General features: G+C 44.8%; 21 protein-coding genes. All 21 read left to right on the top strand.

The window, feature by feature from the left end; all coding sequences use genetic code 11:
• Positions 1–347 precede the first annotated feature (347 nt).
• The 21 genes from pyrH to PGR14_RS04275 all read left to right on the top strand — a co-directional run bounded on the left by pyrH (position 348) and on the right by PGR14_RS04275 (position 21,164).
• Positions 348–1,043, top strand: a complete 696-nt coding sequence (gene pyrH, locus PGR14_RS04175; RefSeq protein ID WP_022220574.1) for a UMP kinase — start codon at positions 348–350, stop codon at positions 1,041–1,043.
• 27 nt (positions 1,044–1,070) lie between these two features.
• Complete coding sequence (gene frr / locus PGR14_RS04180; protein ID WP_270223018.1) at positions 1,071–1,622, top strand: ribosome recycling factor; 552 nt, start codon at positions 1,071–1,073, stop codon at positions 1,620–1,622.
• 90 nt (positions 1,623–1,712) lie between these two features.
• A complete protein-coding gene (locus PGR14_RS04185) occupies positions 1,713–2,432 on the top strand; it encodes an isoprenyl transferase (RefSeq protein ID WP_022220575.1) in 720 nt (239 codons plus the stop codon).
• A complete protein-coding gene (locus PGR14_RS04190; RefSeq protein ID WP_270223019.1) occupies positions 2,425–3,222 on the top strand; it encodes a phosphatidate cytidylyltransferase in 798 nt (265 codons plus the stop codon). The genes PGR14_RS04185 and PGR14_RS04190 overlap by 8 nt, the downstream gene beginning before the upstream one ends.
• A gap of 18 nt (positions 3,223–3,240) precedes the next feature.
• Entirely contained in the window at positions 3,241–4,386 is a 1,146-nt protein-coding gene (gene dxr / locus PGR14_RS04195; RefSeq protein ID WP_022220576.1) for a 1-deoxy-D-xylulose-5-phosphate reductoisomerase, read from the top strand.
• A gap of 3 nt (positions 4,387–4,389) precedes the next feature.
• Positions 4,390–5,418 carry an RIP metalloprotease RseP gene (gene rseP, locus PGR14_RS04200; RefSeq protein WP_055248262.1) on the top strand — a complete coding sequence of 343 codons (1,029 nt, stop codon included), beginning with the start codon at positions 4,390–4,392 and terminating at the stop codon, positions 5,416–5,418.
• A gap of 118 nt (positions 5,419–5,536) precedes the next feature.
• Positions 5,537–6,040 carry a transcription elongation factor GreA gene (gene greA / locus PGR14_RS04205; protein ID WP_008372359.1) on the top strand — a complete coding sequence of 168 codons (504 nt, stop codon included), beginning with the start codon at positions 5,537–5,539 and terminating at the stop codon, positions 6,038–6,040.
• A 1,167-nt stretch (positions 6,041–7,207) separates the two neighbouring features.
• Positions 7,208–7,963: a nucleotide-binding protein gene (locus tag PGR14_RS04210; RefSeq protein WP_022220578.1), complete on the top strand. Its 756-nt coding sequence runs from the start codon at positions 7,208–7,210 to the stop codon at positions 7,961–7,963.
• 5 nt (positions 7,964–7,968) lie between these two features.
• Positions 7,969–9,249: a nitrogenase component 1 gene (locus PGR14_RS04215; protein WP_270223020.1), complete on the top strand. Its 1,281-nt coding sequence runs from the start codon at positions 7,969–7,971 to the stop codon at positions 9,247–9,249.
• A 1-nt stretch (position 9,250) separates the two neighbouring features.
• A complete protein-coding gene (locus tag PGR14_RS04220) occupies positions 9,251–10,291 on the top strand; it encodes a nitrogenase component 1 (protein WP_022220580.1) in 1,041 nt (346 codons plus the stop codon).
• Positions 10,292–12,622 (top strand): carbamoyltransferase HypF, encoded by a 2,331-nt coding sequence (gene hypF / locus PGR14_RS04225; protein WP_270223022.1) that lies wholly within the window; start codon positions 10,292–10,294, stop codon positions 12,620–12,622.
• 403 nt (positions 12,623–13,025) lie between these two features.
• Positions 13,026–13,235, top strand: a complete 210-nt coding sequence (locus PGR14_RS04230) for a HypC/HybG/HupF family hydrogenase formation chaperone (RefSeq protein ID WP_022220582.1) — start codon at positions 13,026–13,028, stop codon at positions 13,233–13,235.
• Positions 13,235–14,287 (top strand): hydrogenase formation protein HypD, encoded by a 1,053-nt coding sequence (gene hypD, locus PGR14_RS04235; RefSeq protein WP_008372347.1) that lies wholly within the window; start codon positions 13,235–13,237, stop codon positions 14,285–14,287. The genes PGR14_RS04230 and hypD overlap by 1 nt, the downstream gene beginning before the upstream one ends.
• Positions 14,288–14,387: 100 nt before the next feature.
• Positions 14,388–15,407: a hydrogenase expression/formation protein HypE gene (gene hypE, locus PGR14_RS04240; protein WP_270223023.1), complete on the top strand. Its 1,020-nt coding sequence runs from the start codon at positions 14,388–14,390 to the stop codon at positions 15,405–15,407.
• A gap of 51 nt (positions 15,408–15,458) precedes the next feature.
• On the top strand, positions 15,459–15,731 hold the full coding sequence (locus PGR14_RS04245) for a TM1266 family iron-only hydrogenase system putative regulator (RefSeq protein ID WP_008372338.1): 273 nt from the start codon (positions 15,459–15,461) through the stop codon (positions 15,729–15,731).
• Positions 15,728–16,495, top strand: a complete 768-nt coding sequence (locus PGR14_RS04250) for a nucleotide-binding protein (RefSeq protein WP_008372336.1) — start codon at positions 15,728–15,730, stop codon at positions 16,493–16,495. Before PGR14_RS04245 ends, PGR14_RS04250 begins: the two co-directional genes overlap by 4 nt.
• The gene (locus PGR14_RS04255) at positions 16,489–17,829 is read left to right on the top strand and encodes a nitrogenase component 1 (RefSeq protein ID WP_270223024.1); all 1,341 of its coding nucleotides are present in this window, start codon (positions 16,489–16,491) and stop codon (positions 17,827–17,829) included. The genes PGR14_RS04250 and PGR14_RS04255 overlap by 7 nt, the downstream gene beginning before the upstream one ends.
• Positions 17,826–19,019: a nitrogenase component 1 gene (locus tag PGR14_RS04260; protein ID WP_270223025.1), complete on the top strand. Its 1,194-nt coding sequence runs from the start codon at positions 17,826–17,828 to the stop codon at positions 19,017–19,019. The genes PGR14_RS04255 and PGR14_RS04260 overlap by 4 nt, the downstream gene beginning before the upstream one ends.
• Positions 19,020–19,397: 378 nt before the next feature.
• The gene (locus tag PGR14_RS04265) at positions 19,398–19,940 is read left to right on the top strand and encodes a prepilin peptidase (protein ID WP_243014535.1); all 543 of its coding nucleotides are present in this window, start codon (positions 19,398–19,400) and stop codon (positions 19,938–19,940) included.
• Between the two features lie 67 nt (positions 19,941–20,007).
• Positions 20,008–20,481 carry a helix-turn-helix domain-containing protein gene (locus PGR14_RS04270; protein ID WP_173690133.1) on the top strand — a complete coding sequence of 158 codons (474 nt, stop codon included), beginning with the start codon at positions 20,008–20,010 and terminating at the stop codon, positions 20,479–20,481.
• The gene (locus PGR14_RS04275) at positions 20,478–21,164 is read left to right on the top strand and encodes an IS3 family transposase (protein WP_256171432.1); all 687 of its coding nucleotides are present in this window, start codon (positions 20,478–20,480) and stop codon (positions 21,162–21,164) included. Before PGR14_RS04270 ends, PGR14_RS04275 begins: the two co-directional genes overlap by 4 nt.
• The last annotated feature ends 21 nt before the right edge of the window (positions 21,165–21,185 follow it).

Raw genomic sequence — 21,185 nt, forward strand, 5'->3', positions numbered from 1 at the left:
ATTACATTGAGCACACGCCAAAACATTCAAATCAGGGAAAACCAGCAGAATGTACAAATGATTTTATTTCACTTCCGTTGTGCAAACCATTCCGAGAAGCCTCTGAAAGCGAAACTCATTTTCAGCAATGGCTCCAATGATTTTTGAGTCTTCTCTCCATTGCACAACACTTGGAATTGAAATAAAATCATTTGTACATTCTGCGTCAATCCCTCAATCCATAAAATTTTTGCGCTACCCACCCTCAATGTAATAAACTTAGAACTTCCATTTTAAACTCAGGTATGCTATACTAAACCCAGGTATGCGAAAGTATCTTAAAAACCAAGAGACAGGAGCAAAGACAGATGAAAAGAGTTCTTTTAAAATTAAGCGGAGAAGCACTTGCAGGAGACAAAAAGACAGGTTTTGATGAGGCAACATGCATTGGCGTTGCAAAGCAGGTAAAGCAGATCGTAGATCAGGGAATCCAGGTTGCAATCGTAACCGGAGGCGGTAATTTCTGGAGAGGAAGAACCAGTGAGACGATCGACCGTACCAAAGCTGACCAGATTGGAATGCTTGCAACGGTGATGAACTGCATCTATGTATCCGATATTTTCAGACATGTAGGCATGAAGACAGAGGTTTTCACTCCATTTGTCTGTGGAGCATTCACTTCCCTGTTTTCAAAAGATGCAGCAGTGGAAGCACTGAACGAAGGAAAAGTAATCTTTTTCGCAGGTGGCACAGGACATCCGTATTTTTCAACAGATACAGGAGCTGTTCTCCGTGCAATTGAGATTGAAGCAGATGCAATGCTTCTTGCAAAAGCAATTGACGGAATCTATGACAGCGATCCGAAGGTGAATCCGGAAGCGAAGAAGTATGATGAGATTTCTATTCAGGAAATCATCGATAAGAAGCTTATGGCAGTAGATCTGACCGCATCGATCATGTGCCTTGAGAATAAGATGCCGATGCTGGTATTCGGACTGAACGAAGAGAACAGTATCGTAGAGACAATGAGCGGTAATTTTAACGGAACAAAGGTGACTGTATAAGCAGCACCCATTAAGGGAGGATAACATATGAACGAAAAATTAAAAATATACGATGAAAAGATGAAGAAAACCATCCATGCACTGGATACAGAGCTTGCTTCTATCCGTGCAGGACGTGCAAACCCGAATATTCTGAACAAATTAACGGTAGAATATTATGGAACACCGACACCGATCCAGCAGGTAGCGAACATTTCTGTTCCGGAAGCACGTATGATCCAGATTCAGCCATGGGAAAAGAAGATCATCAAAGATATTGAGAAAGCAATCCTGATGTCTGATATCGGAATCAATCCAACAAACGATGGTACTGTTATCCGTCTGGTATTCCCGGAACTGACAGAGGAACGAAGAAAAGAACTGGTGAAAGATGTTAAGAAAAAAGGAGAAGCATCCAAGGTTGCAGTCCGTAACATCCGCCGTGATGGAAATGATGCATTCAAGAAGCTGAAAGGCACAGACGTTTCAGAGGATGAAATTCAGGATCTTGAAGATCAGATCCAGAAGCTGACTGACAAATACATCAAGGAAGTTGATGCAGCAGTCGATGCAAAGTCAAAAGAAGTTATGACAGTATAAGAAGGAAAGATAAGGGGCGGCGAGATGTTTGGCGCCTCTTTTCCTTTTTTATATCAGCAAATTTAGTATCAATCAAGAGAGGGTTAAAAGATGAATGTACCGCAGCATATAGCCATTATCCTTGACGGTAACGGACGATGGGCGAAAGCAAAGGGAATGCCGAGAAACTACGGGCATGTGCAAGGCAGCAAGAATGTGGAAAAGATCTGTGAGGCTGCTTATAAGATGGGTGTCAAATATCTGACGGTCTATGCGTTTTCCACAGAGAACTGGAGTCGACCGAAGAGTGAAGTGGATGCACTGATGAAGCTTCTTCGCAACTATATGAAAACCTGTCTGAAGACGGCGGAAAAGAACCGGATGCGTGTCCGTGTGATTGGAGATAAGACAGGTCTGGATGAAGATATCCGTACCAGAATTAAGGAACTGGAAGAGGCATCAAAAAATAATGACGGACTGAATTTCCAGATTGCGATCAATTATGGAAGCAGAGATGAGATGATCCGTGCCATGCGAAAAATGACAAAAGACTGTGCAGATGGCAGATTTGCACCGGAAGAGATTACAGAAGAACTGTTTGAAGGATATCTGGATACACATGGGATTCCGGATCCGGATCTTCTGATCCGTACCAGCGGAGAACTCAGACTTTCCAATTATTTGTTATGGCAGCTTGCTTATACAGAATTTTATTTTACAGATGTTCCGTGGCCGGATTTTTCAAAAGAAGAATTAGAAAAAGCAATTGAGCAATATAATAGCAGAGACAGAAGATACGGCGGAATCAAGGAGGACGAAGAAAATGTTTAAGACAAGATTACTCAGCGGAATTGTACTGGTTATCATTGCATTTGCAACGATCTTCCTTGGTGGGGATGTATTGTTTGCAACACTTCTGATCATCAGTCTGATCGGAGTTTCCGAGCTTTACAAGGTTGTAAAGATTGAGAAAGCACCACTCGGAATCGTAGGCTATATAGGTGTAGTTGTATATTATTTTCTGATCCGTGCACAGAAAAAAGAAGATCTGATGATGTTTGCAATCATTTTGCTGATCTTTGTAATGGCAGTTTATGTATTTGCCTTTCCGAAATATGTGTCTGAACAGGTAATGACTGCGTACTTTGGCGTATTTTATGTGGCGATTATGTTATCCTATATTTATCAGACACGTCTGTTGAAAGACGGACTTTTCCTCGTGGGACTTGTATTTTTATGTTCCTGGGGATGTGATACCTGTGCGTACTGTGTGGGTGTACTGATCGGAAAGCATAAGATGGCACCGAAGCTCAGCCCGAAGAAATCCATAGAGGGCGGAATCGGTGGACTTGCAGGCGCAGCACTTCTCGGCGCGCTTTACGCTCTTGCAATCAATAAATGGGGTGGTGCTTCGGCAGGAGTCGGCGAATATGCGCTGATCTGTTTTGTTGGTGGAATCATTTCCATGATCGGGGATCTTGCAGCATCTGCGATCAAGAGAAATCATGAGATCAAGGATTACGGAAAACTGATTCCGGGACACGGTGGAATCCTGGACCGTTTCGACAGCGTGATCTTCACAGCTCCGGTGATTTATTATCTGGCAGTTGCACTGATGTAATCTGACAGGAGGTTTCAAATGAAAAAAATAGCAATATTAGGTTCAACAGGTTCGATCGGAACCCAGACACTTGAGGTGATCCGTGAGAACAAAGATATCGAAGTGACAGGGCTTGCGGCAGGGACAAATGTGGATCTTCTGGAAAAACAGATCCGGGAATTCCAGCCAAAACTTGTGGCAATGTGGACAGAAGAGAAGGCAAAGGAACTGAAAAGCCGGATCCGGGATCTGGATGTAAAGGTTGTTTCCGGAATGGATGGACTTCTGGAGATTGCCACGATGGAGGAAAGTGAGATCCTTGTGACGGCGATCGTGGGTATGATCGGTATCCGTCCGACAATTGCAGCGATCAAAGCCGGAAAGGATATTGCCCTTGCAAATAAAGAGACACTGGTTACGGCAGGGCATATCATTATGCCGCTTGCAAAGGAATGTGGTGTGAAGATCCTTCCGGTGGACAGTGAACACAGTGCCATTTTCCAGTCTCTGCAGGGAAGCCATGGAAAGAATGAATTGAAGAAGATCTTGCTTACGGCATCCGGTGGCCCGTTCCGTGGAAAGAAGCAGGAGGATCTTCTGAATATCCGTGTGGAAGATGCTTTAAAGCATCCGAACTGGGCGATGGGACGTAAGATTACGATCGATTCTTCGACCATGGTCAATAAAGGACTGGAAGTGATGGAAGCCAGATGGCTTTTTAATGTGGATATTGATGATGTGCAGGTGGTTGTACAGCCGCAGAGTGTGATCCATTCTATGGTAGAGTATGTGGACGGAGCCGTGATCGCACAGCTTGGTACTCCGGATATGAAGCTGCCGATCCAGTATGCACTTTATTATCCGGAAAGAAGATTTCTTCCGGGAGAACGTGTGGATTTCTGGAGTATCGGACACCTTGATTTTGAAAAGCCGGATATGGATACCTTCTACGGGCTTGCACTTGCTTACGAGGCAGGGCGATGCGGTGGAACACTTCCAACGGTATTTAACGCAGCAAATGAACTTGCAGTCAGCCAGTTCCTGAACCGGGAGATTAAATATCTGGAAATTACAGAGATTATCGAAGACTGCATGAAAGCACATAAGACAATTGCGAATCCGACTGTGGAACAGATTCTGGACACAGAGCAGGAAACGTATGACAGAATCAGAAGCAGGAGGTAGCAAATGGGAATCGTACTGGCGATTTTACTTTTTGGATTCATCGTATTTTTCCATGAACTGGGACATTTTCTTCTGGCGAGGATTAATGGAATCAATGTGTATGAATTCTGGATCGGAATGGGGCCGACACTGGCACACAAAAAGATCGGAAATACAGACTACTGTCTGAAAATACTGCCGATCGGCGGTGCGTGTGTGATGGGGGAAGATGAGAAAGAGGATCTGTCAGAGGGAAGCTTCAACAGCAAATCGCCGTGGCGCAGGATCTCGGTCATTGCCGCAGGTCCGGTATTTAACTTTATTCTTGCCTTTATTGGTGCATTCATTATTATCTGCTTTGTCGGTGTAGACAAACCGGTCATAGGAACGGTAAATGCAGGAACGCCTGCAGCTGAGGCAGGGCTTCAGGCAGGGGATGAGATTGTAAAGATCAATGATAAGAACATCCATATTTTCAAGGATATTTCTACTTACAATCAGTTTCATCAGGGACAGACGATGAAGATTGTATACAAAAGAAATGGCGAAAAAAATACGGTTTCCGTTACCCCGGAGAAGAATGACAGTGGATATTATCTGATTGGAATTACGAGCAGCAATTATGTTAAAACCAATGTATTTGAGACTGCCGCATACAGTGCATATAATGTTAAATACTGGATCAATCTGACGATTGATAGTTTGAAACAGCTTGTGACAGGACGGATCGGAGTGGATCAGTTATCTGGACCGGTGGGCGTTGTGAGCGCGGTGGATACCACGTATAAGGAAAGCAAATCTGGTGGAGCACTGTTGATTTTCCTGAATCTTCTGCAGATGACGATCCTGCTTTCAGCGAACCTTGGAGTGATGAATTTACTTCCGCTTCCGGCACTGGATGGAGGCCGTCTGGTATTTCTGATCGTGGAAGTGATCCGCGGAAAGCGGGTGCCTCCGGAAAAAGAAGGGTATGTACATCTGGCAGGAATGGCACTTCTTCTTTGCCTGATGGTATTTGTGATGTATAATGATATCCGGAGAATCTTCTTTTAGGGATATTGGAAAATTTTACGAAGCACTTCGATTGGCTGCAATTGAGGTGCTTTGTGTTAGGTGCATCAGTGGATGCATATTTTGATGGAAATTATTTTACAGAAAGAAGGGTGGAAAGATGCGTGAGCAGCTTACAGAAAGTGATGTAAAGAAAATTGAAGAGGAAATCCAGCATCGCAAGCATGTGATCCGTAAGGAAGCCATTGAAGCGGTCAAGGAAGCGCGTGCGCAGGGAGATTTAAGTGAGAACTTTGAATACCATGCAGCAAAAAAATATAAGAACCAGAATGAAAGCCGGATCCGGTATCTGGAAAGAATGCTGAAAAATGCGGAGATTGTATCCGATACTTCCGAAGAAGGTGTTGCCGGAATCAATAACCGTGTGACCGTATATTTTCCGGAGGATGACGAGGAAGAAACCTATAAGCTGGTTACTTCGATTCGTGGGAATTCAATTCATAATTATATCAGTACCGAATCTCCGATCGGAAAGGCAATCTTCGGGCATAAAGCAGGAGAGACTGTGAAGGTGAAGGTTAGCGATGATTATTCGTATGAGCTTGTGATACGGAAGATTGAAGATACGACGGATGATGAGGAGGATAAGATCCGGGCGTTTTAGTTTGAAGGTGGGAGCAGAGTATGTGAGCAAGGGAGCAGAAATTTCCCAAAAGCAATGTCAATGAGAAGAATAAAAACGGATCATGAGATTCCAGGCTCCATACAAAATCCCAGCCCCTGATATAGTCGCAAGGATATAGACCAGAATTGCAGAATTATTTCCATAGAGTTTACCAATTTTCACAAAGAAAATCTGTTCCATCCGGTAATCTGGATTAATGTAGAAAAGATTAATTTCACCAAAGGGATCCAGAATATGGTTCAGATATTCTGCGATGAGAGCAAACAGAATATAAAGCAAAGTGATACGGGGAAAAGAAGGCAGCAGACGGCGTGAAGATGTGCGAGTCGGCTGTCTTTTATTGCGTTTGGTGTATGAGATACAATTTTCTGACGATAATTTCTGTACCAGAAATATACCGGACAGGCTTCCTGTGACAATTAGTAAAATATGCCAGAGATAGGAGTGAACTGTCAGGATCAGAAGCGGATAATGCATTCCACTGGTATCGAAAAAAACGGCAATTCCACCGAGAAGATTATAGGTGGAAAGGAAGCCGAGGATGGTATTTCTGGCAGGTTCTGTGTGAAAAAATGGGTAGAGAACCAGCAGATACATCGGGAGGCTGCAGAGCTGGAATGGGAAGTACCACAGGTTGTAGTGCCCATTATTCATGACGAAGGTCAGGAGTAATTGTTTTATGATTTCACTGGTAAGCAGAAAAATGCCAATGAAGAATAAAACTTTTTCTATACAGTGTAGTGAAAATTTTTTTATCATATGGGCTCCTCAAAATTTTGTTTTATAGGTGTAGTATACGCTGCAATAAAGTTTGTTACAAGATTTTATGGGGAATTTGACCAGTTATTCATAGAAAAGTTCTGAAAAAATATAGAAAAATACCATGATAAAACATAGTTAGAATTGACTGACCTATAGGCGTGGAGATATAATTAAAAATAATGATGCAGACGGAGTGGAAGATTCCTATCTGAATGCTGAATGGAGATAATTTTATACAAGAGACTTTGACGGCAAGGTAGATCCGAGCGGGAAACAGTTGGTGATATACGAAGATGTATAGTGGGACTCGTCTACCGTTTTGGGAGGCGGGTTTTTTGTGTATACGATAAATTGCCTGCTTGGTTATAGAAAGGAAAAAGGATTATGTTAAAGGTTGCAATTTATGGAAAGGGCGGTATTGGAAAGTCTACGATTACGTCCAACCTGGCGGCAGCATTTGCGGCGATGGGAAAGAAAGTAATCCAGATTGGATGTGATCCGAAGGCAGATTCTACGATCAATCTGCTTGGCGGCGAGCCGCTCAGACCGGTGATGAATTATATGAGAGAAGAGGATGAAGAACCGGAGGAGCTTTCAGATATTGCAAAAGAAGGCTATGGTGGTGTGCTCTGCATTGAAACAGGTGGACCGACACCGGGACTTGGATGCGCGGGGCGCGGGATTATTGCCACATTCCAGCTGTTAGAAGATTTGCAGTTATTTGAAACATATAAGCCGGATGTTGTACTTTATGACGTTCTTGGTGACGTGGTATGCGGTGGCTTTGCAGCACCGATCCGGGAAGGGTACGCCGAAAAGGTTCTGATCGTAACTTCCGGAGAAAAGATGGCACTTTATGCAGCAAATAATATTTCAAGTGCGGTGAGGAATTTTGAGGACAGAAGCTATGCCAGAGTTTTCGGTATTGTACTGAACCACAGGAATGTGGAAAATGAGACGGAAAAAGTACAGGCATTTTCCGAAAAAAGCGGGATCCCGATCGTCGGGGAAATCCCGAGAAGTGATGAGATCATCCGCTATGAGGATCAGGGAATGACGGTGATCGAAGGGGACAAAGATTCCGCGATCAGTAAGAGATTTTTTGATCTGGCAGAGTTATTACTGAAGAGTGAGGAATAGAAGGTATGGCAAAAGAAGCATATTATTGTACCGTAAAAGAATTAAATAAACTGGGAAGAGATGCGATTCCGGCACAGCTCCGGTCGAATACACACCTGATTTACAGCTCACCGGCAACGCTTGCATTTAACTCACCGGGAGCAGAAGGATTCGGAGTAAAAAGAGCGGGACTTGCTGTGCCGGATTCGATCATGCTGATCGTGGCACCGGGCTGCTGTGGACGAAATACTTCGCTTATCAGTTCTATGAGGGAATATGATAACCGTTTTTTCTATCTGATGATGGACGAGACCGATATCGTAACGGGACGTCATTTGAAAAAGATTCCGAAGGCAGTAGAAGAAATCTGCAATTGCTGTGAAAAGAGACCGTCCGTTGTGATGATCTGTATTACCTGTGTAGATGCTCTTCTTGGGACGGACATGGAGCGTGTGTGCAGAAAAGCGGAAGAAAGAGCCGGACTTCCGGTTCGACCATGCTACATGTACGCGCTGACAAGAGAAGGAAGAAAGCCGCCGATGGTGCATGTACGTCAGTCTTTATACTCCCTTCTGGAGCCAAAGAAGAAAAAAGGAAATGTGGTGAACCTGCTTGGATTTTTCTCGCCGCTGATCGATGAGTGTGAGCTGTATGATCTTTTGCACAGCGCAGGAGTTAAGACCATCCATGAAATCTCCAGATGCAAGGACTATGAGGAATATCAGACCATGTCTGAGGCAAATTTTAATCTGGTACTTCACCCGGAAGCCAGATTTGCGGCAGAGGATTTTCATAACCGTCTGCAGATTCCGTTTATTGAACTCAGGAGACTCTACCAGACAGACAAGATCGCCAACCAGTATCAGGCATTTGGGAAAGTGCTTGGGGTGACATTTTCTGATGAAGTTTATCGTGAAAAAGCGGAAGAAACCGTGGCGAAATTCAAAGAGAAACGGCCGGATGCAAGCTTTGCGATCGGGGAATGCATGAACGGAGATCCATTTGAAATGGCACTTGCGATGATCAAATATGGATTTAAGGTGCCGGAAATCTATGGAACACTGACAGCAGAGAACTTTATTTACCTGAACCAGTTATCCCAGCTCAGCCCGGAGACGAAGGTATTTTCCAATATGGAACCGACCATGCTGTACTACGATCCGGAAAAGAGCGGCGTGAATATGACCATTGGAAAAGATGCGGGATACTATCATCCGGATCAGCCGAATGTGATCTGGAATCAGGACAGACAGCCTTATGGTTATGCAGGTGTGACACGGTTGTTTGAAACCCTTTTGGAGGTGTAGCATGAGAGGACTTAGAAAATATCTGACACCATTTGCACCGGATCAGTCGGGTGCAGTGTCTGTGTTATATGAACTTGGCGGAATCATCGTCATCTGCGACGCGGGAGGATGCACAGGAAATGTCTGCGGTTTTGATGAGCCGAGATGGTTTGAACGGAAAAGTGCAGTATTCAGTGCAGGGCTTCGTGATATGGATGCAATCCTTGGAAGAGATGACCGTCTGGTCGCAAAGCTGGTCGATGCAGCTGATAAGATTGATGCGAATTTTGCGGCGATTGTCGGCACTCCGGTTCCGGCTGTGATCGGAACGGATTACCAGGCACTGAAAAGAATGTGTGAAAAAAAGACCGACCTTCCGATTCTTGCCATTGATACAGACGGAATGGAGCTTTACGATAAAGGGGAAGAAAAAGCGTATCTTGCATTATTTACTGCATTTGCAAAGGAAAAATATGAGGTATGCAAAGAAAAAGTCGGTATCCTTGGAATGACGCCACAGGATGTAAGCGATCTGAAAGCAGCAGATAAAGTAAGAGAGGAATTGAAAAAAGAAGGAAAAGAAGCCATTTGCTATGGAATGGGCGATGGGCTTGAGGCAGTAGAAAGGGCATCGGAAGTTGGCAAAAATATTGTTGTATCTGCGGCAGCACTGGAAGCAGCCAAATATTTGGAAAAGACCTTTGGTACGCCGTATGAGATCGGTTATCCGGCAGCAGGTGAGTTGGTTCCGAATCTGGACTATCAGGGAAAGAAGATCCTTGTGGTACACCAGCAGGTGATGGCGGAAGCAATCCGGCAGGAAATTCTTAAAAGAGAGAATTCGGCAGAGGTGCAGACAGCAACCTGGTTTATGAGGAAAAAAGAGCTTGCCTGTCCGCAGGATGTGTCGTTGCGTGAGGAAGATGATTATATCGATCTTGTGAAAAATGGTGGATTTGATATCATTTTCGCAGATGCATGTATGGAAAAAATGGTTCCGGATTTTCAGGGAATCTTCGTAAATACAAGACATTTTGCAGTGTCAGGGAGACTGTGTGAATAAATGAAAAATGAAGTGACAAAACAGATCCGCGTCTATGGGATCGTGCAAGGCGTAGGATTTCGTCCGACTGTGAGCAGGCATGCGGCTACGCATCAGATCCGGGGCAGCGTGTCCAATAAAGGTCCGTATGTGGAAATCTTTGCGCAGGGACCGGAAGAGGCAGTGGATGGATTTATCTCGGATATTGAGAATAAGCCGCCGAAGCGGGCAGCAATTTTGAAAATGAATATTGAGCCGGTAGAAGAAGCAGAAGACTTTACGGAGTTTGCAATCATTGAAAGTGAAAAGACGAAAGGTGAGATTTTTGTCTCACCGGATATTGCAATTTGTGATGAATGCAAGGAAGAAATGTTTGATCCGAAGAACCGTAGATATCTGCATCCATTTATCAACTGTACCTGCTGTGGACCAAGACTTACGATCCTGGATGCCCTTCCGTATGACCGGGAGCGCACCAGCATGAAAGAATTTCCGATGTGTCCGGATTGCGCAAAAGAATATCATGATCCGGCAACCCGGAGATACGATGCACAGCCAGTCTGTTGTAACGAGTGTGGTCCGGAGGTCTACCTGATCGGCAGAGAAGAACGCGGAAGAGATGCAATCATTTACACCAGACGGACCATTGCAGAAGGCGGAATTGTGGCGATTAAGGGGATTGGAGGTTTCCACCTGTGCTGCGATGCGACTAATGAAGAGGCGGTGAAGCGCCTCAGAGAACTGAAAAAACGTCCGGCGAAACCATTTGCAGTTATGGCAAAAGATCTGGAATCTGTGAAAAGAGAATGCCTGATCAGTGAAGAACAGGAAAAAATTCTGACCGGACATCAAAAACCAATCCTGCTTCTGGACAAAAAAGAAGATGGTGAAGAAACACTTTGCGAAAGTATTGCACCTGGTAATCCAAAGGTTGGAGTAATGTTGCCGTATGCACCGGTACAGCTTCTGCTCTTTACCTATGATGATGGAATCCGGATGCCGTCTTTTTTGGTTATGACCAGTGGAAATACATCCGGTGCACCGATCTGCAGGGAGGACAAAGAAGCGATTCAGGAGCTTTCCCGTCTGTGCGACTGTATGCTTTCCCACAACCGGAAAATCCGGATCCGTGCCGATGATTCAGTGATGGATTCTTATAAAAATGAGCCATATATGATCCGCAGATCCAGAGGCTATGCGCCACTTCCGACCATGGTTCAGATGTCGTGGAAAGGGCAGGTACTTGCCACTGGAGGAGAACTGAAAAATACATTCTGTATCGGTGTGGACGGCAGATTTTACCCGTCCCCTTATGTGGGAGATCTGGAAGATCTGCGCACCGTGGAAGCTTTAAAAGAAACGATCGGCAGAATGGAAACACTTCTGGAGGTAGAACCAAAGGTTGTGGCATGCGATCTGCATCCGAAATACAATGCGACAGTTGTTGCGGAAGAACTTGGACTTCCGGTTCTGAAGATACAGCACCATTTTGCACATATTCTGTCCTGTATGGCAGAAAATGACTGCGAAGATCCGGTGATCGGCGTTTCCTTTGACGGAACCGGATATGGAACGGATGGGACCATCTGGGGTGGAGAAATTCTTCGTTGTGATTACAATGGATTTGAAAGACTTGGCAGCATTAAGTCATTCTGGCAGGTAGGTGGAGATCTTTCTGCAAAAGAAGGCTGGCGAATTGCCGGTTCTCTTCTCTATGAAGAATTGCAGGATAAAGAAAAAACGGTCGAATGGATGAAGAAACTGGAGCTTTGCACCGAACCGGAGGCAAAAGTACTGGTGACAATGACCGGACGACACTTGAATGCTGTTCGATCTACCAGTGCCGGCCGTCTCTTTGATGGAGTCAGTGCTATCCTCGGAATCCGGAAAAAATCCACTTTCGAGGGAGAAGCATCTACGGCATTAGAGTTCGCAGCAGAAGCTTACGAAAAAACAATGCAGCATCCATACGAACCCCTCATGCTTAAGCCATTTACAGAAACGGCAGAAGACCGCCTGATTCTAAATACCGGCGAATTAGTCAAAAACCTCGCAAAAAAACGTCTCGCCGGGGAAGATGCCGGAAAACTTGCATACGAGTTCCACCAGGAACTTGCAAGACAGATCATATCCGCAGCCCTCACAGCAAGTCATCAGACCGGAATCCGGAAAGCTGCCCTAAGCGGTGGAGTTTTCCAGAACCGCTTACTACTACGGCTGGTAGAAGAAGGTCTGATTAAGCAAGGTCTCATCACCCTGCACCATCACCTCATTCCACCAAATGACGGAGGATTGTCACTTGGTCAGGCAGCCTACGCAATGGCATATTTACAGAAGCATGAGATAAAATAAAACCAGACATAAAAATATTTTAAACAGAGTTAATCTAAAAACTATTACAAATTACAATAAAAGAGGAAAAGGACCACCAGGAACAAACAAATCAGGAATTGACAACAAGGCACTGCCTTGTCAATTCCCCCTTTGTCAACACGTTAAATTTTAGGAAGCGCCAGCAGGGAGAGAAAACAATTGGGACCGGCTGCATTTGCAGGAGCCCGAGCGTTCTCTTGGAAACTGCAGTGTTGCGTTATTTACAGAAATCCATCTGTTTGAGCGAAGCGAGTTATGGATTTCTGTAAATGCTCTTAGCAACACGAAGCCTTCCTAGAGAACACCGGACTCCGAAACCGCAGCCGGTCCCAATTGTTTTCTCTCCCTGCGTCCCTTCCAAAAAAAAGGAGGAATTACCCACATGTGTGTTGGATTATCAGCAAAAGTTGTAAAAATCAGTAACGGAACCGCCGTCGTTGACGCAGGCGGTGCAAAAAGAGAGGTTTCATCCAAGCTCCTGGAGAATCTGGAACCAGGTGATTACGTCATGGTCCACGCCGGAGTTGCGATCGCAAAGATCACCGATGAAGATGAAAGCGAGACCGATCAGCTTATGGAGGAACTGCTGTAATGGAAGAACAAAAGAAACGAACAGCCAGAGAGATCATAGAAAATTATGACGGACCGGCAGTGCGGATCATGGAAGTATGCGGAACCCATACCCATGAAATTTTCCGTCTGGGGATCCGAAAACTTTTGCCAAAGCAGGTAGAACTGATCTCAGGACCGGGATGCCCGGTCTGCGTAACACCGGTCAGCTTCATTGATGAAGCAATTTATCTGGCGTTGGAGAAGCAGGTGACGATCTGTACATTTGGTGATCTGGTCCGCGTACCGGGAAGTCAGATGAGCCTTGCCGGAGCAAGAGAAAAAGGAGCAAAGATCCATATCGTTTATTCACCGGCAGATGCGGAAAAATATGCGAAAGATCATCCGGAAGAACAGGTGACATTTTTATCCGTTGGGTTTGAGACAACGACACCTGCAGGATGCCTTTCGGTTAAACAGGCAAAGGAAGATGAAATTTCCAATTATTCTCTTCTGGTTGCCAATAAGACGATGCCGGGAGCTTACGAGGCACTCAAAGGCAGTGCGGATGTATTTTTATATCCGGGACACGTTAATGCAATCACGGGGACCGAACTTTGTGAGGAACTGGTAAAAGAAGGAGTCAGCGGTGTGGTAGCAGGATTTACGGCAAAAGAACTGCTCACAGCACTTGCGGTCGCACTGGTACGCTTCCAGGAAGGAAAGCCGTTCTTCGTAAACTGCTATCCGAGAGTTGTCACCAGAGAAGGAAGCCGTGAGGCACAGAGGCTGGTGAATGAACTGATGGAAGGATGCGACAGCGAGTGGAGAGGTCTTGGAATCATTCCGGGATCCGGTATGCAGCTGAGAGAAGAATGGGAAGCATACGATGCCAGAAAGAAATACAATATGCCAAAGATCGAAGGAAAAGCAAATCCGGCATGCCGCTGCGGAGATGTACTGCAGGGAAAATGCAAACCGTCCGACTGCAAGGTGTTTGGCAAGGTATGTACACCGCAGCACCCGGTAGGAGCCTGCATGGTATCCGGCGAAGGCGCATGCTCGGCTTACTATATGTATGATACCAGGGGATAAAAGTGCGGAACAATCCGGTATCAGGGAAACAAAGGAATGGAACACCGGAACAATCCGGTATCATATATACGGAAACGATTAGGAGAGAAGGAAGTTAAAAATGGAAAATAAAATGGACAACCAGACAGTAACTATGGCACACGGAGCCGGCGGAAAGCAGACTTCAGAGCTGATCGATAAAGTATTTGCAGCACATTTTGCCAATCCGGATCTGACTGCGGATGATGCGGCAGTTCTTACACCACCAGTCGGAAAGATGGCAGTATCTACGGATGGATTTATTGTATCTCCGGCATTCTTCCCAGGAGGAAATATCGGAAAGCTTTCCATCTGCGGAACAGTTAATGACCTTGCATGTATGGGAGCAAAACCACTTTATCTGACTTGTGCATTTGTAATTGAAGAAGGATTTCCGATGGAAAAACTGGAAGAGATCGCAGCAGCAATGGAGAAAACGGCAAAAGAAGCCGGTGTCCGTATTGTATCCGGAGATACCAAGGTAGCAGGAAAGGGACAGGTAGACGGTGTATTTATCACAACAACCGGAATGGGACAGATCGAGAACGGCGTAAAAGTCGGAGGAGAACTGGCACAGCCGGGAGACGCGATCATTGTGACCGGAGATGTGGGACGTCATGGTTGTACGATCCTTCTTGCAAGAGAAGACTTCGGAATCGAAGCGGATGTGACCAGTGACTGTGCACCACTATGGCATACTGTGGAAGAAGTGATAAATGCAACACATGATCTGCATGTCATCCGTGATGCGACAAGAGGTGGAGTTGGAACAGTACTTTATGAGATTGCGGGACAAAGTAATGTTGGAATCCGTCTGAATGCTGAAAAAGTTCCGGTTGCACCGGAAGTGAAGGGAGTCTGCGGAATGCTTGGACTGGAGCCACTTTACCTTGCATGCGAAGGAAGAATGGTCATTATGGCACCAAAAGCAGAGGCAGAAAAGATTGTAGAAGTACTGCACAAATGTCCATATTCACAGAATGCGGCAATTATCGGAGAAGTAACTGCAGAGCAGCCGGGGAAAGTAGTCTTGACTACAGAAATCGGAACGCAGGCACTTCTTCCACAGCCGGGCGGAGAATTGCTGCCACGTATCTGCTAAACAATCTGAAATGCGGAATCGGTGACATTTCAAAAAGAAAGGAGACTTTTCATGGACACCAGAGTAGCAGTCATTTCAATTATTGTGGAGAATCCTGCCGCGATTGAGGAACTGAACCATTACCTGCATGAAGCAGGAGAGTATATCATTGGAAGAATGGGAATTCCGTACCGGGAGAAGGGAATTAATATCATCAGCATCGCCATTGATGCACCGCAAGATATGATCAGTGCTTTGTCAGGGAAGATCGGGCGTCTGAATGGGGTATCCACAAAAACGGCGTACTCGAACGTCATTACGAAAGCGGAGGAAAAAGCGGAATGAAAAAGATAGCAGTGTACGGAAAAGGCGGGATCGGAAAATCCACAACTGTATCCAATCTTGCGGTGGCACTTGCCGAAAAAGGATACAAGGTCATGCAGATCGGCTGTGATCCGAAGGCGGATTCGACCATCCAGCTCCGACACGGAAAGGAGATTCCAACCGTACTGGAAATGTTCCAACAGAAGAAACAGAATCTAAAACTGGAAGATATGGTTACGGTTGGCTATGCAGGTGTGGTCTGTGTAGAAGCAGGTGGACCGACACCGGGACTTGGATGTGCAGGACGCGGGATTATCACCGCCCTTGAGAAGCTGGAAGAAACCGGTGCTTATGAGACCTACCAGCCGGATATCGTGTTATATGATGTACTTGGTGATGTAGTCTGTGGTGGCTTTTCCATGCCAATGCGAAAAGGCTATGCGGATCAGGTATTCATCATCACATCCGGTGAAAATATGGCGATCCATGCCGGGGCCAATATTGCAATGGCAGTAGAGAATTTCAGGAACCGGGGATATGCTTCCCTTGGCGGTATTATTTTAAATAAAAGAGAGGTTCCGAGAGAGGAAGAAAAGGTGCGGGAGCTTGCAGGGGATTTTCACACGCAGATCATTGGACAGCTTGATCGGAGCGAACTTGTGATGGAAGCAGAAGAAGCCGGCAAGGTTCTGCTGGAATACGCACCGGATTCTCAGATGGCAGAGGAATACCGGAAGCTGGCAGATCAGATCCTTGCAGTGTGCGGAGAGGAGAGACCATGTTAAAACGGGTAGGACATCCGGTGGATGAAAAAGGCGCGGCAGTAGCCATTAAGGATGCCACATTTCCGGTTCCATTTGCACCGGGGCTTGAATTTAACTCGCCGGTTCACGGCAACTGGAACATCGTACATACCGGAATGCTGATGCCGGAGGCAAGACAGATCTATGTCTGTGCAGATAACTGCATGCGAGGTGTGGTGCTGACAGCGGCGGAAATGAATGCGGCTGACCGGTTTTCCTTTGTGATCGTAAAAGAAGAGAATCTGTTAAATGGAAATCTGGAGGACATCACCATCGAAGGCGTGACGGATGTGCTGAATAAGTTGGAAGAAAAACCGAAAGCAGTTCTTTTATTTACCGTCTGTCTGCATCATTTTTTGGGATGCGATCTGGAACGGGTGTATCAGGAACTGGAAGAGAGGTTCCCAAAGATTACATTTATCCGCTGTTATATGGATCCGATCATGCAGAAGCATGGACCGACACCGGATCAGAAGCTGAGAAAAGCGATTTATGAACCACTTCCAAAGCGAAAAGCAGATGAAAAAGCCGTGAGTTTTCTCGGCAGTGATTTCGTACTGGAAAAAAATGCAGATCTGAAACGAATCGTCCGGGCACATCAGGGAATCTTCCGGGAACTGCCGGGATGTAAAAGCTGGGAAGACTATCTGGCACTTTCCGAAGGGAAACTTTTTATATCTTCTTACCCACCATCTAAGTATGGTGCGGAAGCGCTTTCAGAGCGTCTGAAACGGCCATACCTGTATCTGCCGGGCAGCTTTGATTATGAAGAGATCACAGCACAGCTGGAAAATTTCTGCCAGGCAATGGGCTATGGAAAGCTCGAGGAAACGATTTCAGTAGAAGAGGAAATTGCTGCCTGTGAAAAGGCACTGGAAAAGGCGCATGAGGTGATCGGAGACACTGCGGTTGCCATTGATTATCTGTACCATCCACGTCCACTGGGACTTGCAAAGCTTCTGCTTACTCATGGCTTCCGGGTAATACGGATCTATCTGGATTCCATCAGTCCGGAAGAAAAAGTAGAATTTGAGTGGCTGAAGGAGCATGCACCGGATCTGCAGTTGTTTGCAACGATCCAGGTGAAAATGCGTGTGCTTCCGAGAACATCGGATGAAAAAATACTGGCGATCGGACAGAAGGCGGCGTGGTTTACAGGAAGTCCGTATTTTGTCAACATGGTACAGGGCGGCGGTCTTTACGGATTTGACGGGATCCGTAGGACGGCAGAGTTTATGGTCGAAGCATTTACCGAAGAAAAAGACACGGAAGATCTGGTTGTGCGAAAAGGATGGGGGTGTGAAAGCTGTATATGAGACAATCTTATCGAATCATACCAATTTATACAGCGGATGTATCCGGTGTGTGTTCTGCACTTTATGAGCTTGGCGGCATGACAGTCATGCACGACCCGTCCGGATGCAATTCGACCTACAACACTCACGATGAGATCCGCTGGTACGATCAGGACAGTCTGATCTATATTTCCGGTCTGACAGAAATTGATGCGATTATGGGAAATGATGAAAAATTTCTGGATGATATCAAAGAGGCAGCAAGGGAGCTGCATCCGAAATTTATTGCCCTTGCAGGATCCCCAATTCCGTATATGAATGGAACCGATTTTCCGGCACTGGCACAGGTACTGGAAGAAGAAACCGGGATTCCTGCATTTGCAGTACCGACGAACGGAATGCATGATTATGTGTATGGGGCAGGAATTGCATTAGAGGAGATCGCGAAAAGATTTACCGGGGAAAAGACAGGACGGATTCAGGCACGCACCGTCAATCTGCTTGGTGTGACACCACTGGACTTTGGACCGGTATCTCATGTAAAGGTGCTGAAAGAGAACCTGAAAGCCTGTGGATGGAAGGTGCTGTCTACCTGGGCAATGGGAGATGAACTGGATGCATTTTTGCAGGCAGGAGAAGCAGAGGTGAATCTGGTGGTATCTTCGGTCGGGCTTCGTGCGGCGAAAGTGCTGGAAGAAAAGTTCGGAACCCCGTATGTGGTTGGAACGCCGATTGGTTCTTATACAGAGCGGATTGCGAAAGCACTGGAAGAAAAAGAGCAGATGCCATATCTGAAGAATCGGATGCAGGGTGAAATTGAAGAAATCATGGAGCAGAAGGGAAACAGAAATCCGGCATCGGGAGAAGAAATAAAGAAGCCTGAAGCGGCAGGCAGACAAAAGAAAGTGACTCTGATCGGAGAACCGGTGACCATGGAATCTCTGGCAGCAGGGATCGAACAGAAATATGGCTGTCCGGTGGAAGTTCTCTGCCCGCTGGAAAAAACAGAAGGTCTGCTTTGCAGACAGGACAGATGGATCTGTGGGGAAGAAGAGATGGAAGAAGCATTGAGAGATGCAGAAATCATTGTAGCGGATCCATTGTATCAGCCAATCTGTCCGAAGCATTGTATGTTTTATGAACTGCCGCATATTGCATTTTCCGGAAGAATTTATCTGAAAAGGCTTCTGGTGCTGGGACAACTGATTTAGATGCGGTAAAAATGGATCAAATTCTCACAAAAGAGATTGATCCATTTTTTGTTTCCGTTTTTTCTATAACAGGAAATTGCATTTCCTGTTATTAAAAGGTCTCCGGCAGGTTTCAAAATATTGTCATGATCAATTTTGTGACAGAAAAATTAAATAAAGCATTAAAAACAGTATCTTTTTTGCAAAAGAACTGATATAATTTATAACAAATCATTTAATTATGAGAGGATGTTTGTGGTTTTAGAAATCATATTATGGATAATAAGGTTCTTTTTCGGAGCTGGCATCTTCAGCTTCTTACATATTGTCATCGATAAATTAACATACGGGAAAAGCGCAATATGTGCAAAGAGCAAGAGGATTGCAAGATATTTCTTAGTGGAATTAACAGGTGGAGTATCCATGACCGGTTGTGCGATTGTATATGGTTGCGGGAAAATGGGTGTGATTTCACTAAGAGGCGCAGTTTTTTTTATATATTTGGGAATACTGTTTGTGATTGCCTTGGTTGACTGGCATATACAGATGATTTATGATCGATTTCATATTATGATCTTGATACTTGCGGTTTTGGACTTTATGCTTTATCCGGAGATGGGAATTGTTACAAGACTGACCGGTATGGGAATCATATCAGTGCCGATGCTGGTGCTGGCACTTGCAATTCCAGGGGCTTTTGGAGGCGGAGATATCAAGCTGATGTCGGTAAGCGGATTGCTTATTGGTGGCGCGTCAATGATATGTGCAATGTGTATTGGGATTATAACAGGAGGTGCTTATGTGACACTGATGCTGGTACGAAAGAGGCTGAATAAAACAGATCAGTTTGCGTTTGGACCATTTCTTGCGTTTGGACTTGCAACTGCAATTTTTCTGGGAGATAAGATGGCAGTGTGGTATCTGCAGTTTGGGGCGGTATAGGCAGAAAATGATATGCTACCCTCATATAGGACAATGAAATATAAAAGTCCTATATGGGGGTATTTTCATGTTCAGAAAGAGTAAGATAGAACCAGTAGAAAAAGTAAAAATAGTCGAACGCTACCTTGCAGGAGAAATTGGCATACGGAAAGCAGGAAAAGAATTGGGAGTTGATCATCATAGTATTCGAAATTGGATTTCTATTTATCAGTATGATGGACCAACTGGATTACTCAATCAACCGAAAAACAGATCTTATTCAAAAGATTTAAAAATATCTGCTATAAATGATTATCTTAACGGAGAAGGATCTCTTCAGGATATTTGCACAAAATACGGAATTCGTTCACACAGACAGCTTTCCGATTGGATTAAGGTGTATAATTCTGGTGGAATATTAAAAACATTCACTGGAGGTGCTTACATGAAAAAAGCAAAGAACACTACACTTGATGAGAGATTAAAAATAGTAACAGATTGTCTTGCAAATGATAAGAATTATGGTGCAATGGCACTCAAATATCTAAGCATTATCCCATAGATAGACTTTGTAAATATCTTAATGTTACACGTTCTGCGTATTACCGCTGGGTAAAATATCCGAAAAGTAATAATGAACTTCGAAACGAAAGACTATCCACTGAAATCCAAAGGATTCATAACCAGCATCCAGATATGGGATATCGAAGGATTCGTGATGAATTAGATGGACATAAAGGAATTCATGTGAATGATAAACGAGTACTTCGTATTTGTAGGAAATACGATATAAAATCAAATATTAAATGGAAACCTAAGAGTTGTACCAGAGGAGACAGAAATCCTGATCACATAGCAAAAAACTATTTACACCGTGAATTTCACGCCGAAAAACCGAATGAAAAGTGGCTTACAGATGTTTCTGAATTTAAATACTACAACGGAATAGAAGTTCATAAAGTTTATCTGAGTGCTATTTTAGATTTATATGATAGAAGGATTGTTTCCTTTAAAATCAGCGATCATAATGATAATCCATTAGTTATGGACACGTTTGATGAGGCTGTTCGTCAGGAGGCAGATGCACACCCATTAGTTCATTCTAATCGAGGCTTTCAATATACAAGCGCACAGTTTTATACTAGGTTAAAAAAACATCATATGAAGCAGAGTATGTCTAGAGTTGCCCACTGTATTGACAATGGACCAATGAAATATCATGAGCAATCTACAAAAGCAGCATAAAATGGGGCTGTGAAATAAGTC

Origin of the sequence: Coprococcus sp. AF99-45, assembly GCF_027663865.1 — a bacterium.
Lineage (GTDB): Bacteria > Bacillota > Clostridia > Lachnospirales > Lachnospiraceae > Allocoprococcus > Allocoprococcus comes.